This is a genomic window from Paenibacillus sp. JJ1722 (assembly GCF_048282685.1).
Lineage (GTDB): Bacteria > Bacillota > Bacilli > Paenibacillales > Paenibacillaceae > Paenibacillus > Paenibacillus polymyxa_B.
In genome coordinates, this window is sequence record NZ_CP182500.1 from 1,365,980 (window position 1) to 1,382,116 (window position 16,137).

5 protein-coding genes are annotated in these 16,137 nt (G+C 49.6%); all 5 read left to right on the forward strand.

Annotation, left to right across the window (positions count from 1 at the left end):
- Positions 1-2 precede the first annotated feature (2 nt).
- From ACM1ND_RS06120 to ACM1ND_RS06140, 5 genes are read left to right on the forward strand one after another with little or no spacing between them, the layout of a single operon-like run.
- Positions 3-1,214 (forward strand): pyridoxal phosphate-dependent aminotransferase, encoded by a 1,212-nt coding sequence (locus ACM1ND_RS06120; RefSeq protein WP_028543127.1) that lies wholly within the window; start codon positions 3-5, stop codon positions 1,212-1,214.
- Positions 1,215-1,219: 5 nt separating this feature from the next.
- The gene (locus ACM1ND_RS06125) at positions 1,220-3,244 is read left to right on the forward strand and encodes a non-ribosomal peptide synthetase (protein WP_418027283.1); all 2,025 of its coding nucleotides are present in this window, start codon (positions 1,220-1,222) and stop codon (positions 3,242-3,244) included.
- A gap of 3 nt (positions 3,245-3,247) precedes the next feature.
- Complete coding sequence (locus ACM1ND_RS06130) at positions 3,248-7,282, forward strand: SDR family NAD(P)-dependent oxidoreductase (protein WP_418027285.1); 4,035 nt, start codon at positions 3,248-3,250, stop codon at positions 7,280-7,282.
- Between the two features lie 41 nt (positions 7,283-7,323).
- Positions 7,324-8,958 (forward strand): carbamoyltransferase N-terminal domain-containing protein, encoded by a 1,635-nt coding sequence (locus ACM1ND_RS06135; RefSeq protein ID WP_338533343.1) that lies wholly within the window; start codon positions 7,324-7,326, stop codon positions 8,956-8,958.
- Positions 8,959-8,994: 36 nt separating this feature from the next.
- On the forward strand, positions 8,995-16,128 hold the full coding sequence (locus ACM1ND_RS06140) for an amino acid adenylation domain-containing protein (protein ID WP_418027287.1): 7,134 nt from the start codon (positions 8,995-8,997) through the stop codon (positions 16,126-16,128).
- Positions 16,129-16,137 lie beyond the last annotated feature (9 nt).

The window sequence follows — 16,137 nt, forward strand, 5'->3', positions numbered from 1 at the left end:
AAATGGAATTAAGATCATCTATTGAATTTTATGACAATCGGTTTTTAATGTTCGTTCTGGATCAAATGGCTTATGAATTTGAGAAAAACGGCTCCAAAGAGGTCATTCGAATGACCTTGGGAAAATCCGAGCTACCTTTGCATGAGGATATCATTCAGTCGATGAAGGATGCGTTGGACACCTTTGAAAAAAGCTCGCTTGTATTTCCGCCGGGCTTGCCGGAATTAAAGGAAGCGCTCGCGGAGGAATACAAGAAAACATATGATCTGGACATTAACCCTAACAATATCCTGATTAATGTAGGCACCAGCGCCTTATTCCGAAATCTGTTTTATTTGCTGGCAAAAGAGGGGGATGAGGTTCTTTTACCGCGTCCGTACTATTCTCTGTATCATTTTTGCGCCCAATTGGTAGGGGCGAATGTTCGCTACTATGATATCAATTTGGAGACGTTGGCACTGGATCTGGATTCCTTTAAGGAAAATTTCACGGATAAAACCAGAATTGTAGTCATTAATTCGCCTGGTAATCCGCTAGGCAACATCTTAACGAAAGACGAGCTGTATGCCATTGATGAAATTATCAACGGTCAGGCAGTGGTCATTAATGATGAGATTTATGCCAATGTTTGCTTTGATGAACGAAGCACTTCGGTACTGGAGCTGAAGGATACCAAATCAGCCTTTATTACAACGAATGCTTTCTCCAAAGGGTACCGGATGTACAGTCGGCGCGTGGGCTACTGTATCGTTCCTGACGAGCTAGTCACACCGCTCACGGTCATACAGCATCATACATTGCTGACAGCCGACCCTGTCGTGCAATTTGGCGCACTGGAAGCATTGGCACATCCCGAAGAGATTGAGCAGCTGGTCAGCCTGTATAAAGCAAGACGGGATTATACGGTGGAGCGATTCAATGAGGTTCCGCTCGTACGTGCTATCCCTGCACAAGGTAGCTTTTACTTCACACTCGATTGTGAAAAGTACATGGACGAGCACGGCATCGAAACGAGTTTGGAGCTGGCTGAACAAATTATGAGAGCCAAACAAGTGGCGACTGTGCCAGGTTCTGATTTTGGATTGCCGAAAATGCTGCGCCTGTCCTACTCTACAACGCGATACAACGAAGGCATAGATCGCTTAGTGGACTTTTTCACAAACAGCTTGGTAGGTCAATCGGCTGTATCTGCTGCAATTCCGGTTCGGGAGTAGACCCTATGGATCTGGATTTTGATGCATTTGAAATTCTATCGGCAGAAGAGGAACGCGTCATTGCGGAGATGAATCAGACTGCAAAACTTTATGACGATTATGTTACGATTCCTGATTTGTTTGCCCGTCAGGTCGCAATCACACCACAGCAAACCGCTATTTATGAATACGGCTCCTCCATTACGTATGCCCAATTGGAGGAACAAGCGAACCGAATGGCCCGCCTGCTGCACGCAGCAGGTGTGCGGCCTAACCAGCGGGTAGCAGTGGTAGCGGAACGGGGAATTGAGCTTTTAGTGGCTGTTTTCGGCGTATTAAAAGCAGGTGCAGCCTACGTGCCTATTGACCCGGACTACCCGAAAAAGCGGATTCAATATATGCTGCGCGACAGTGCTTGCGGTGTGCTGATCACCGAGTCTGCCAAGCTGCAAACGATGCTGGGAGATTTGCCGGAGAGCATGACGACGGTTGTTTGTCTTGACGAAACGAAGATGCGAGCAGATCGTCTGACGGTGTATCAGCGGTCGGATTGGGAGCGCCAGGAGCAGGGCTCATGGGCGTGTCCTGCCGGTGAAAATGATCTTGCGTATTTGATTTACACCTCAGGCTCTACGGGAGATCCCAAAGGAGTCATGATGACGCATAAAGCTGTGCTGAATACGCTCTTTTGGTTGCAGGACACCTTTTGTTTGACCGCAGAAGATGTGATTGCGCAGAAGACTTCTGCCAGTTTTACCGATTCGGTATGGGAATTCTTCTGGCCTCTGATATACGGAGCCAAGCTGTCTATATTCAGCTCGGATACGGTCAAAGATCCTCAACGGCTATATGAACAGCTCCGGGATGACAAGATTACCATTACCCAGTTCGTTCCGGCCCAGATGAGTCTCTTTCTGGATGCGGTTCCGACCGAAGAGACGGATCATCCGCTACCGGAACTTAAATGGGTATTCAATGGAGGCGAAGCCTTGCTCGTCAATGGGGTGCGGGACTGGTACAGCACATTCCAGCAAGCCAAGATTGCCAACATTTACGGTATGACCGAGTCGGCTATTTATGCAACCTGTTACCTGATTGACGCATCTCCGGCAGAGGGAGAATTGAGCATTCCGTTGGGAAGGCCCCTTGCGAACACGCATGTTTATATTTTGGACAAGGAGGGGCAGTTGTGCCCCTTTGAGGTCAAAGGCGAAATATGCATCGGCGGGATTGGTCTGACGGAGGGGTACTGGAATAAGGCAGAGGCAACTGCCAAGGCTTTTACTCAGCATCCCAAAACAGGAGAAAGGCTATATCGTACAGGTGATTTGGGCCTGTTACGGCCGGATGGCATTCTAGAGTATAGCGGCCGCAAGGATGATCAGGTACAGGTGCGGGGGTATCGCGTAGAACTCAAAGAAGTGGAGCGGGCCGTATCCGTTTTTCCAGGGATCAAGGAAACCGCTGTGATTGCCCAAACGGATGAGTTTGGTGTAACCAATCTCTTATGTTATTTTACTTCGCTGGAAAAAGGGCTCGAAGTGGATGATCTGACAACACACCTGCGTGAAATATTACCTGAGTATATGATTCCGGGATTTTTCATGGAACTGCTGGAGATGCCGTTAACTCCGAACGGGAAGATTGATCGCAAAAATCTGCCACAGCCGGAGGGCCGAGTTCATCGTTCAACCGCATATGTGGCGCCTCGCAATGAAAGAGAGCATATGCTGACGAAAATCTGGGCCGGAATTTTAAATATAAGCCCGGAGGACGTCGGCATCCATGACAGCTTTTTTGAAATCGGCGGCAATTCCATCTCGATTGTTCGGCTTCATCGAAAGATGAAGCACGCACTGGGCAGTGAGGCAACAGTAGCCGAGCTGTTTTCCTATCCTACGATTGCGGCGTATATGAATCACTTTGAAAATCAGTCGAAGGATGACGAACAGCTGGATCAGGATCTTATGAGCCTGCTGGATCAAATTGAAGATGGCTCACTGGATGTAAGCGAGTCTATACGGGCGCTGGACCATCTGAAGGAGGGATAACATATGAAACGGGTTCAGAATTATTTGCTAGCTCAGGTTGCCGCAAAACATCTCTCCAAGATAGAAGCTCTGCCGATGCTAAAAGAGCTATTCGAAAATGAGGCCAAAACGGTGAAGGTTGATGATATTGCCGTGGTTGGGATGGCCTGTCGTTTTCCGGGCGCAAATGGAACAGATGAGTTTTGGGATAATCTCGTGAACGGCATGGATGCCGTGAGGGACTTCCCAGAAAGCCGCAAGGCAGACGTGGACCAGCCTATTCGGGACTATTTTAAAGGTAAACGATATGCGCCGGAGATCAAGTATCGCAGAGGAGCATATTTGGACCATATTGATCGTTTTGATGCAGAATATTTTAACATTACTCCCGCAGAAGCCCGGTGTATGGACCCTTTGCAGCGCATTTTCCTTGAAGTTACCTGGGAAGCACTGGAGGATGCCGGCTATGCCGAAAAGGAATTGTACGGCTCACGAACCGGGGTATACGTAGGGGATACGGATGCCGATTACTTGCAACTGATTCAGAACATGGAACCGTATGCCTTACCCGGCAATACCATTTCAGTCGTAGCCAGTCGGGTGGCCTACTTGCTGAATCTCGCCAGCGGCAGCCATCTGATTGATACCGCCTGCTCGGCATCTTTGGCTGCTGTGCATCATGCGGTCAAAGGACTGATTACTGGCGATTGTGACATGGCTGTAGCCGGCGGGCTGAACCTGACCCTGTTTCCTGTAGATGAAGGGCTGGTCGATATCGGCATTGCTTCTCCCGACTCTGTTGCGCGCACCTTCGATGCCGCAGCGAATGGGACGGTATGGGGCGAGGGATTCGGGGTCATCGTACTGAAGACGCTGGAAAAGGCTAAAAAGGATCGGGATCATATCTACGCTGTCATTAAAGGCAGCTCCATGAATTCGGACGGAAAATCAAATGGAATTACCGCGCCAAGTGCCTTGGCTCAGACGGAGCTGATGAAGGAAGCTTGGCGAAATGCGGGCATCTCCCCGGAAACGGTAACCTATATTGAGGCTCACGGTACAGGAACCCGCCTAGGCGATCCGATTGAGATTGAAGGCATTACCAACGCCTTCCGCAGCTACACGGACAAGCGGCATTTTTGTGCCTTGGGCGCGGTGAAAACGAACATAGGTCATCTGGACACCGCAGCCGGTATTGCAGGTCTGATCAAAACAGTGCTGTTATTGCAAAAGAAGGAGATTCCGGCAACCCTCCATTTTAACGAGCCGAATCCGCACATTAATTTCATTGAATCGCCTGTGTATGTGAATACAGAGCTGGTTCCATGGGAGACGGAGGCAGGAGTGCTACGGCGGGCAGGAGTAAGTGCTTTTGGTCTAGCAGGAACTAACTGTCATGTCATATTGGAGGAATATGAGCAGGACGAGCAGAGCCAGTCCGCCAGTGGAGAAAACGTACCGTATGTATTTACGTTGTCTGCCAAGAGTAAAGCTTCCTTTGATGCTTTGGTTGACCGTTATCGTACGTTTTTGGATCGCACCGCTCATGCGCTGCCAGATATTTGTTTTACAAGCAATCAGGGACGGGGGCACTATGCTTATCGGCTTGCGATTGTAGCTACAAGTCTTGAAGAATTGAAGGAAGGGCTGGAGCGTTTTGCAAATGCAGATGAAGCTGCACGTCCAGCTTTAGCGGGAGAGGGGATATATTATACCCGCCTAACGACCCGTGAGGAGAAAAGCTTCAAGGTACAGCCTGACACCAGCCTAGATCGGGTTGTGGATGAATATATGCAAGGTAGCGAGATCAATTGGACAGCTCTGCATGATTTGGATCAAAGACATCGTGTTACTTTACCTGTATATCCATTTGCAGGCAAACGACATTGGGTGAATTATATCCCGGAGCATGCGATGGAGCGTGTAGCAGATTCCCCAGCCTTGAGATCGGTACCGGAGAAGCAGGTTGACCAGTGGTTCTATGAACTGAATTGGGTAGCCAGTCCGTTGACGGCTTCTGCCTCCCAAGAACGGTCGGTTACCAGCAAGTCATGGCTTATTCTGGCGGATGAAGAAGGCGTAGCTGCTTCACTAAGCGAGTTTATGAAGGATCAAGGACTCACACCTATTATCGTAGAGGCTGCATCTGATTATGCTGCCATAGATCCGAGCCATTATCAGATTCGTCCCGGCTATGCGGAGGATTATAACAGGCTGCTTGCAGCCGTGACCGAGGTTGAGACGCGAGGGGGAGCAGAGCTTTCCGGTATCGTCCACTTGTGGACCTGCACCGAAATTCGCAGTCGCATGCGACAACTCGATGATTTGAATGAAAGTCAGGAGCAAGGGGCTTTAAGTCTTTTTTATTTGATGAAGGCTGTTCAGGCAAGCTCGATTCATCGCCTGTTGGAAATCAAAGTCGTCTCGAACTACGCACAGCTGGTCGTAGCGGAGGATACATATGTGTTCCCGGAAAAAGCGCCTCTGTGGGGATTGATGAAGGTCATCTCGCAGGAATATAGTCAGCATCGTTGTAGCTGTATGGATGTAGAAACGATCGGACGCGACAATTCCGACATTGCTCAGGAAATCATGCTGGAATTGGATCGGGACGAAGCAGATCAAAGTTCAGCATGGCGAAGCGGTCAGCGGTATACGCAGCAGCTGGAACGGATGCAGCTTACAGCTCATCCACATCGGAAGATTACAATCCGTGAGGGTGGCGTCTATCTGATTGCCGGGGGAGCCGGTTCAGTTGGACTGGAAACCTGCCGCTATCTTGCCCGGCAGGCGAAGGTTAAGCTCGTGCTGGTGAACCGTACTGTGCTTCCGGACCGGGAAAGCTGGCAGGAACCAGCTGCGGGGCTGGATACCTCTGAAATTACGAAGAAAATCCGTGGACTGTTGGAGATTGAAAAGCTCGGCTCCGAGGTGAGCTACTATGCGGCAGATATCACGGATCTGGATGCAATGAAGAAGGTCGTGGATGATGTACATGCACGTTATGGCCCGATTCATGGGGTCATGAATGCCGCGATGCATTTGGAGGAAATTCGTCTGGAGCAGATGGATGCAGCGGGGTTCCAGCGAACCATGGGAGCCAAGGTAATAGGAACATGGGTGTTAAACGAGGTGACTAAGGATCAGACGCTGGACTTCTGGATTCTTTTCTCGTCAGTGGCTTCGCAGCTGGGAGGTGTAGGCTTGGGTAGCTACGCTGCTGCAAATGCATTTCTGGATCAGTATGCCCACTATCAGAGCCGTCGTGGCATGGAGATGATGGCGATCAACTGGTCGCATCTGGAGATGGGGGCTACATCGGACGAGCTGATGGATCAACGGATGTTATCTCAGCCGATTTCGTCGGAGGACTATGGCAAGCTGTTTGATCGGCTTTTGCAATATAAACTGACCCAAACGGTCATTGCCAACATTCGCAGCCAGGAGCTGGCTCAAGTGTTGACGCTGCTCAAGGTTCGCTTTTCCCCAGACTTAACAAAGGAAATTACAGAGCAAGCGCAGGGACACAACGATCAAGAGTCTGAAGCCTACAGTCATCTGCTGGAGTCCTATCAAGAGCTGAAGCAGTTCATTACCTCTAATGAGGCACTGAACGATATGATCCAGCGAAATGTGAAGCTGGGTGCTAAATTTGTCTCCTTCGAGGAAGAGCTGTTTCGTACGCTACAGCCCAAGTCGGAGGCTACGGACACTGGAGTGCACATGAACTCTCACATTCAAGTGACCTTGATCGGCCGTGATGGAGATGCGTATTCGAAAACAGAACGGCAGCTAGGTCAGATTTGGGGCGAGGTACTGGGGCATGAGGAAATTAGCATACACCAGGACTTTTTTGAAAATGGAGATTCGCTGATGCTGATGAGTGTCATTGCTAAAATTAAAGACCAGCTGGCCATAGATGTACCGATTCAGGTCTTTTTTCAGGAGCCAACGGTGGCCGGGCTGGGAAGCTGGATAGATGAATCCAATCGTGTCGATTTCGAGGAATCCGATATCATTCCGGTATTACCACGTCATTTTGCTGAGGCTGAACAATAAAGCGGCTTTGTGTTGGGCTAACAGGTGAGGAGTGAAGGAACATGTTATTCTGCGGACTGAAATTAACGCATGATGGTAGTGTGGCCTTGATTGAGGATAACAAGCTTATTTTCAGCTACGAGGTTGAAAAATTCAATAACAACAAACGCTACAGCGAAATTCCTGATTTGGATTTTGTCGAGGAAGTGCTTAACCTGCATGGCTATACCTCGGCAGATGTGGATCGGTTTGTCATCGACGGCTGGGCCGGATTGAAGGAAAGCAAGGTGGACACGCGTTCCCATGGACAGGAGCTGTCTCTCACGGTTGCACCTTACCGCGAAGTATCGCTATCAGCCGACGCGCTCCAAGCCTATTCGGGCAGTGGTCTTGCCATTGGCGGAAGAACCTACGACTATACCAGCTATATGCATTCAACCACACATATCGCCAGCACCTATTGTGCAAGTCCTTATGCGGTGACCAAGGAGCCGTCTTACGCGCTTGTGTACGATGGCGGCATGTATCCGCGTTTTTATTACTTTGATCCAGCGAACGGAAAATTAGAAAATCTGGGTCCTCTCTTCATGTACATTGGCAACATTTATTCACTGTTTTCGCTGCACTTTGAGCCATTTCTGCGCGGAGGGCAAGGACCACGTGTGGATGATCTTTCGGTAGCGGGCAAGGTCATGGCCTACATTGCCAAGGGACAGGTACGTCCAGAGCTGCTCGAACAGTTTGAATTAACGTATGCACGGCATTTTTCACCCTCGCTGGAGTTTAACTGGACCTTTTCCCAGGAAATCAAGCGATATGTAGATGAGCATCATATTCCGCATGCAGACGCCATGGCGTCTTTCCATCAGTATTTGGAGCAGCTTCTCGTAACCTCGCTGGAGGCGAGTGTGACCAAGCATGGACGGAAAACACGAAACTTTTGCTTTATAGGAGGCTGTTCTCTGAATATCAAATGGAACAGTGCGATTCGGGAAAGCGGATTATTTGACGATGTGTTTGTTTCTCCGTTTACCAATGATACAGGTTCGGCTATTGGTGCTGCCTGTTGTGAAATGATTCATCAGACAGGTCATCCTCATTTGAATTGGTCTGTGTACAGCGGACCCATGGTCATTCAAAATGAGCCAGCAGAAGGTTGGGAATCACGTGCTTGTACGGTAGCACAGCTCGCGGAGCTGCTGCATACGACAGATGAACCTGTCGTGGTGCTGCATGATCGGGCGGAACTGGGACCACGTGCTTTGGGCAACCGGAGTATACTGGCAGCTGCCGTTCAACCGGATATGAAAGACCGCCTGAATGCCATCAAGCAGCGGGAAGACTATCGTCCGGTCTCACCGATTTGTATGGAGGAGCATGCACCTGCTATTTTTTCACCGGGAACACGTGATCCGTATATGCTTTTTGATCATATGTTGCGTGATGAATGGGTGGAACGCATTCCTGCGATCCGTCATCTCGATGGAACGGCACGCCTGCAGACGGTGAGTCGGGAGGATAATCCGCTGATCTATGAATTGCTGCATGCGTACGAGAATTTGAGCGGTATTCCAGTGCTGTGCAATACTAGCGCCAATCTGCTCGGCAGCGGCTTTTTCCCGGATGTACGTTCTGCAACCGAATGGAACGGAACCCGGTATGTCTGGTGCAATGAAACGTTATACGAAAAGCAGTAGCATATCCTCGAATAATGTACAGATGGAGGTTTACACATGGGAGAGAAGCAGACCTATGATCTGTCTCATGGGCAGAAACGGTTCTGGGTTCAGTCCCAGCTGGACGCTCAGAGCAGCGCCTTAAATCAGTCGGTAGCCGTTCGAATCAGACAAGCTGTGAATACCGCGTATTTACAGCAGGCCCTCCATACCATCGTTGAAAGACATTTTATCCTTCGTACAGTGTTCACGGTGGTCGAAGGTGTACCGAAGCAAGTGGTGCTGGAGCAATTGACCTTAAACGTGCCTGTTGTGGATGTATCGGATACAGGGGAAGAAACAGCGTGGGCAGAGGTACAAAAAGAAATACAGACTGTGATGAATCAGCCTTTTGATCTGGAGCAGAGTCCATTATGGCGGGCACAGATCTACATGCTGGCGGCAAACGACTATGTTTTTCATATTTGTATGCACCACATCATTGAAGATGGTTGGTCTATGGATCTGTTTTTTCAAGAACTGTTTCATATTTATCAGGCGTTGGAGCAAGGAACAAGCCCCCATTTGCCAGAATTGCCGATCCAGTATATTGATTATGCACATTGGCAAAATCAGCAGGTGCTTACTGGAAAACTAAGCTCGCAGGAGCAATACTGGAAATCCCGATTGGATGGTGAATTGCCAAGTCTTCAATTGCCTTTGGATTTTCCGCGTCCGACCATCCGAAATGCTCCGGCGGCGGTGGAAAAGGTCATTCTGGATGCGGAATTATGCGCGGGCTTGGAGCGGTTGAACCGCACGTACGGAACCACCATGTTCATGTCGATCGTTGCCAGTCTGAATGTGTTATTAGCCCGGCTTACTCAGCAAGAGGACATTATTATGGGTACTCCTGTGGCGGGACGGAATCAAAAGCAGGTTCGAAACCTGATGGGTTTTTTTGTGAATACTCTCGTGCTGCGGAATCGACTTTCCCGAGACGTTTCTTTTTCCCGATTGTTACAACAAGTTAAAGATGAGTGCGCAGGAGCATACGCCCATCAGGACTATCCTTTTGACAAGCTATTGCAGGTATTGAACCGTCCGCGCCGCCTAAATCGTGCCCCACTGTTTGACGTTCTAATTAATTTTGCAGCCGGCTCCAAAAATGAGGAGAACTTCGGGGGAATCCCGATGGAAAGAATCAAGCTGGGAAATGGTGCCGACGCGAACGAGTTTGACTTGACCGTAATTGTGGAATCCGTAAATGACGAATTGGTCATATCGCTTAGCTATGGAACAGATTTGTTTACAGCCTTAACGATGTCCAGGATCGGAGCGTATTTCCGTAACATTATTGCGGGTGCCATTCAGGACCCGGAGCAGTCTGTGTGGAAAATGGATTACATGGGGGTAGAGGAACGCGCGGTCATCCATCGTGTTAATGATACGCAGAAGGTTTATCCGGCTGGAGTCACAATTACGTCTCGTATTCAGGAGCAGACGCTCCGTACCCCTGATGCAGTGGGGGTTCTGGACGGCGACATGGCTGTCACCTATAAGGAGCTGCACCTTCGCTCCAACCAATTGGGACAGCTTTTCAGTCGCTATGGAGTTCGTCCGAACTCGCTGGTTGCCATTATGGGGGATAGGAATGTCCCATTGCTTACCGCTATTTTAGGGATTATGAAGGCTGGTGGTGCCTATGTACCGATTGATCCTGATTATCCGCAATCCCGAATCCAATATATGCTTGACGACAGTTCGTGCCGCGTGCTTGTTACGAATTCACGTTATTTCGGGCGGACGTTAGATCATTTGCCAGACTGTATTAAAACTGTCATTTGTCTGGATGAAACGGTATGGGGAGAGTCGGAGTGGATCGTTAGACTGCGGGAGATGCGAGGGGATGAGTCTTATTTTATTCCTGTTAAAGCACAAGGGATGTCTACGGATGATCTGAGTCTGCAAAATATTCCTAATGAAAAAGACCTGGCGTATATCATGTACACATCTGGCTCCACGGGACAGCCCAAAGGGGTGATGATGACCCATAAGGCTGTGCTGAATACGTTATTTTGGTTGCAGGATACCTTTGCTCTGGGAGCAGACGATGTCATCGCGCAGAAGACGTCTACCAGCTTTACAGACTCGGTGTGGGAATGGTTCTGGCCGCTGATGGAGGGAGCCAAATTAACGATTGTACCTGCGGATATCGTCAAAGACCCTGCACAGCTATACCCATTTATGGAGCGGGAAAAAGTGACGGTTACTCAATTTGTTCCTGCGCTCATGAATGTTTTCCTAAGTGCTGTACGAAATGCGGGGGAATCTCATCCATTGCCTGATCTAAAGTGGATTTTTAACGGGGGCGAAGCGCTTCCGGTGAATATCGTGCAGGAATGGTACACTCTTTTTCGCACAGCGAAAATCGCCAATCTATACGGCATGACCGAATCGGCCATCTATGCGACCCAGCATATCATTCAGCACAAGCCGGATGCAGGAACATTACGTATTCCTCTGGGGCTGCCGATTGCGAATACTCATGTGTATGTGCTGGATCAGGATGGACAGCTTGCCGGATTCCAAGTGCAAGGCGAAATTTGTATCGGCGGGACAGGACTGGCGAGCGGATATTGGGCCAAGCCGGATTTGACAGCCAGAGCCTTCACTACGCATCCGTTGACTGGAGAAAGGCTTTATCGAACGGGAGACTTAGGCTGTCAGACCCCGGACGGGCAATTTCAGTATCTTGGGCGAAAGGACGATCAGGTTCAGGTGCGGGGATTTCGCGTCGAAATGAAGGAAGTTGAGCAGGCGCTGGTCAGTCTTCCATCTATTCGTGAGGCAGCGGTGATTGCACATGTGGAGGAAACGGGATTAACCGGGCTGATCGGCTATTACACATTACAGTCGCCAGAAATGACGTCAGAAGGGGTACGCCAACATCTAAAAGAACGGCTTCCCGACTATATGGTTCCCGGTCTGTTGGTCCCGCTCGAAGCCATGCCTTTGACCCCACACGGTAAAATCGACCGTAAACATATGCCAAAACCTGAGGGAAGAAGTCTTGCAGGAACAGAATATGTACCTCCAAGGGACGGTATGGAGCAGGAGCTATCGACTATTTGGGCAGAAATTTTGGATATAGCGCAAGTGGGTGTACAGGACCCCTTTTTTGCGTTGGGTGGACATTCACTCAAGATGGCAAAAATGATTTACCGGATTCAGGAACGCTTGCAGGTGAAAGTGACGTTCAAAGAACTCTTTGATCATCAAACCATTCGTGAGCTGGCAGATTTGCTTCGTCAAAAGACCTCTGTTCATGCAGCTTCTATCGAACCGTTGCCTGAGCAGGAGTATTACCCAGTTTCCGCCGCTCAAAGACGATTATTTGTTTTGCATCAATTGGAAGGAGAAAGCCTGAGCAATCACGTGTTCACTGCATGGCATTTGGAAGGCAGTGTCCAACGAGAGCAGCTTGAACGTCTGTTTCGAACATTACTGCTCCGGCATGAAGTATTTCGAACGGGCTTTACCCTACTGGAGGATGAGGTAGTACAGCAGATTCATTCGGATGTAGCTTGGAAAATGGAATATACCGAAGGGACGGCGGCCGATATGCCGCAGATTCAGCAATCATTTTTGCGTCCTTTTGATTTGCAACAGCCACCGCTTTTACGGGTAATGCTGGTTCGATTAGCGGAGCAGAGCCATGTTCTGCTGCTGGACGTGCATCATATTATTTTTGATGGAATTTCTGCGACAGTGCTTATTGATGAGTTTATCTCCCTAATGGAAGGAAGCACTCTGGAAAAATTGCACATTCAGTATAAAGACTTTGCCGCCTGGCAGCATACACAGCTCAGCGGGGAACATCTGAAAGAACAGGAAGCGTTCTGGCTGAAGATGTTCGACGAACAGCACACTGGAAAGGAAATTCCACTTCTGAATCTGCCGGGAGATTATCCAAGACCAAGACAACGGAGCTTTGCCGGGGGCTCGCTGGAATTTAGTCTGTCGTCAGACTGTGCAACAAGTTTGCGGAAGCTGGCAACGGATAGTTGTGCCACGTTATTCATGGTTTTGCTTGCAGCATACAATGTATTCTTGTCACGCTACAGTGGGCAGGAGGACATCGTGGTGGGTACGCCAGTAGCCGGAAGATCGCATGTTCAGCTGGAGCGGATGCTCGGTATGTTCGTAAATACACTTACGTTACGAAATGCTCCCGTACAGGAGAAGACCTTCCGACAGTTTCTGGACGAGGTCAAAGACAATGCGTTGAATGCGTTTGAGCATCAGGATTACCCCTTTGATATGCTCGTCAATCGCTTGCATCTCCAGCGGGATTTGAGTCGTAATCCGCTGTTTGACACGATGTTTCGGCTGCAAAATTTTATGGATGGCAGCAGGGAAGTGCCGGGTTTACAGGTGAAGCCTTATCCGTTGGAAAATTCTTTTGCTTCATTTGATTTGATGCTGACCGTGGTTGAGATGCCGACTGAGAAAGGTGCAAGTAATATTAGCCGTAATGGGCTGCATTGTACCTTTGAATACAGCACGGAACTGTTCCGCGAGCATACGGTTCGCCAGATGGCGCAGCATTTCATAGAGCTGGTGGCCCAACTGACTTCGCAGCCAGACCGCCCCCTGTATGCTGCCAGCCTGCTGACTCCTGCGGAGCAATCACGCATCCTTGTCGACCGCAATGCGACTGAGCTTGCGTTTCCGGCTGACAAGCTGATGCATCACCTGTTCGAAGAACAGGCTGCACGGATGCCGGACGCCATAGCGGTAGAATGTGGGAGCCAGTGTTTGACCTATGGCGAGCTGGATGTCCTGTCCAATCGGGTGGCGAGAACATTGCGCAGCAAAGGTGCGGACGTGAATACGGTGGTTGCCTTGCTGCTGGAACGGTCGGTAGATTTGCTGACGGCGATGCTCGGCATTTTAAAGGCAGGTGCTGCCTATTTGCCGATCGACCCCGACTATCCTGCGGCGCGTATTTCCTACATGCTGGAAGAGAGTGAAGCGCAATGGCTGATTAGTCGGGACACACTGCTGGATGGACTGGATTTTAGAGGCGAAGTCATTTCGTTGAATGACGAGAGTATATACCTTCAGGATGGAAAAAGGCTGGAGATCACACAGCCGAGACCCCATGATTTGGCGTATATGATTTTCACCTCAGGCTCGACCGGACATCCAAAAGGCGTGATGATCCGTCAGGAAGCCATCGTTAACCTGATCTACGGGATTACCGAGCGAATTCCGTTTCTTGAAGGTCAGACCTTCTTCTCGGTAACTACTGCTGCATTTGATATTTTTGTATTGGAAACGCTACTGCCTTTGGCGAAGGGGCTACGGGTAGTGTTATCTACGGGAGAAGAGCAGGCGAATGCTGAACTGCTGTTGGAAGCCATTTGCCGAACAGGTCCGCACTTGCTGCAAATGACACCCTCGCGGCTTCAGCTTTTGCTTATGCACCCGGAAGCAAAAGAGAGTATGCGCACGTTGCAGGTCGTGATGGTGGGAGGCGAGGCTTTACCAGAACCATTGCTTCGTCAGACGCAGGAGATGACCACTGCGCGTATTTTTAATATGTACGGCCCAACCGAAACTACAGTCTGGTCAACTGTGCAGGAGCTTACCCAGCACGAGCGGGTGACAGTAGGTACGCCGATAGCGAATACACAAGTATATATTCTGGATGGGCAGCTCCAGCCTGTACCGGATCTTGTAGCGGGTGATCTCTGGATTGGAGGCAAGGGACTTGCATCCGGTTATGACAAGCGCCCTGAGCTAACATCCGAGAAGTTCAAAGCCAATCCGTTCCGGTCCGGTGAGCGAATGTTTAAGACCGGAGATTTGGCACGGTGGCTGCATAACGGCGAGATTGAAGTGTTGGGCCGGATGGATGATCAGATCAAGGTCCGTGGCTATCGGGTGGAACTGGGGGAAATTGAACAGGCGCTGCTGGCTCATCCTGCCATTCGGGAAGCTGTGGTGGTACAGGACCGATCAGATGAACAGGAGAACCACTCCCTTTGTGCCTATTGGGTAGGCCAGCAGACTTTATCAGTGAGTGAGCTACGTAATCATTTGCTTGCCCGACTGCCAGAATATATGGTTCCCTCGCATTTTATTACCTTGTCGGAGATGCCCTTAACGCCGAACGGAAAAGTAAACCGTCGAATGCTGCCCAAGCCGGATCATAGTCGTCCTCTTCTTGGAGTGGAGTATACAGCACCTGCTACAGAGGTGGAAATGCAGGTCAGCCAAATTTGGGAAGAGGTATTGCACAGAAGTGAGCTTGGCATTCACGATAATTTCTTTGAGCTGGGGGGCAATTCGGTTCTGCTCATTCAAATGAATGTTCGTCTTCAGCAAATCTTTCCAGGGAAAATCAGCGTTGCAGACTGCTTTGCCTATCCGACGATTGCGAGACTTTCCGGTTTTCTGGAGCAGCAGCAAGGAGAACAAGCATGGACGGATGCGGAACAGGAACGATATGAGCGTCAGGAGCAATACTGGCGTCTTTACTTGGCTGAATCGCTATCTTTTATTCCGTGGAATGAGGCGATGCGGACAGATGGAGGAGCCGAAGGGCAGGCTACGTTCACCTTTACCTTACCTGCGGACCTGCTGACCACGTTACAGAAAGCAGTCTGGAGTCAGGATTTTGCCCTAACAGACTTGTTACTAGCCGTTTATACGTATGTTTTGTCACAAATGACAGGTCAGTCCGAACTGGTATTGCTCATCGGTGAAGGACACCCATTACCACATAAACAGTTCATACACCATGGACAGTCCTCTTTCCTCGCATCACAACTGACAGGGGAGAGCTTGTATCCGCTGCGTGTACGATTGACGGAAAATGATGATTTTAGCGCCCTGTGCATAGAGGTTGCTGGTCATCGTCAAAAAGCGAAAGAGACCGACCTTTACCCGATCCCAGTTATGTTGCCAAATGGGACAGGAAACGCCAATCCATCTGCTTTTCTCCCTTGTGTGTTTTTGAATCATACGCCGGCGGGACATGAGGTGACCCGACAATTTGACTGGGTGCTTCATATGGATGTGCGCGCGGAGCAGGTACGGTTCCTATGCGAATATCAAGCTGGAAAACTGAAGAAGACTTGGGCGGAACAGATGATGAAGGCCTATGTCCACGTACTGCACAAGATTGCAGACCTACTATAAGGAGGATGG

Excerpts from the sequence above, each read along its gene's own strand:
- ACM1ND_RS06125 (WP_418027283.1), top strand. The coding sequence starts at position 1,220 with ATGGATCTGGATTTTGATGCATTTGAAATTCTATCGGCAGAAGAGGAA.
- ACM1ND_RS06130 (WP_418027285.1), top strand. The coding sequence starts at position 3,248 with ATGAAACGGGTTCAGAATTATTTGCTAGCTCAGGTTGCCGCAAAACAT.
- ACM1ND_RS06120 (WP_028543127.1), top strand. The coding sequence starts at position 3 with ATGGAATTAAGATCATCTATTGAATTTTATGACAATCGGTTTTTAATG.
- ACM1ND_RS06140 (WP_418027287.1), top strand. The coding sequence starts at position 8,995 with ATGGGAGAGAAGCAGACCTATGATCTGTCTCATGGGCAGAAACGGTTC.
- ACM1ND_RS06135 (WP_338533343.1), top strand. The coding sequence starts at position 7,324 with ATGTTATTCTGCGGACTGAAATTAACGCATGATGGTAGTGTGGCCTTG.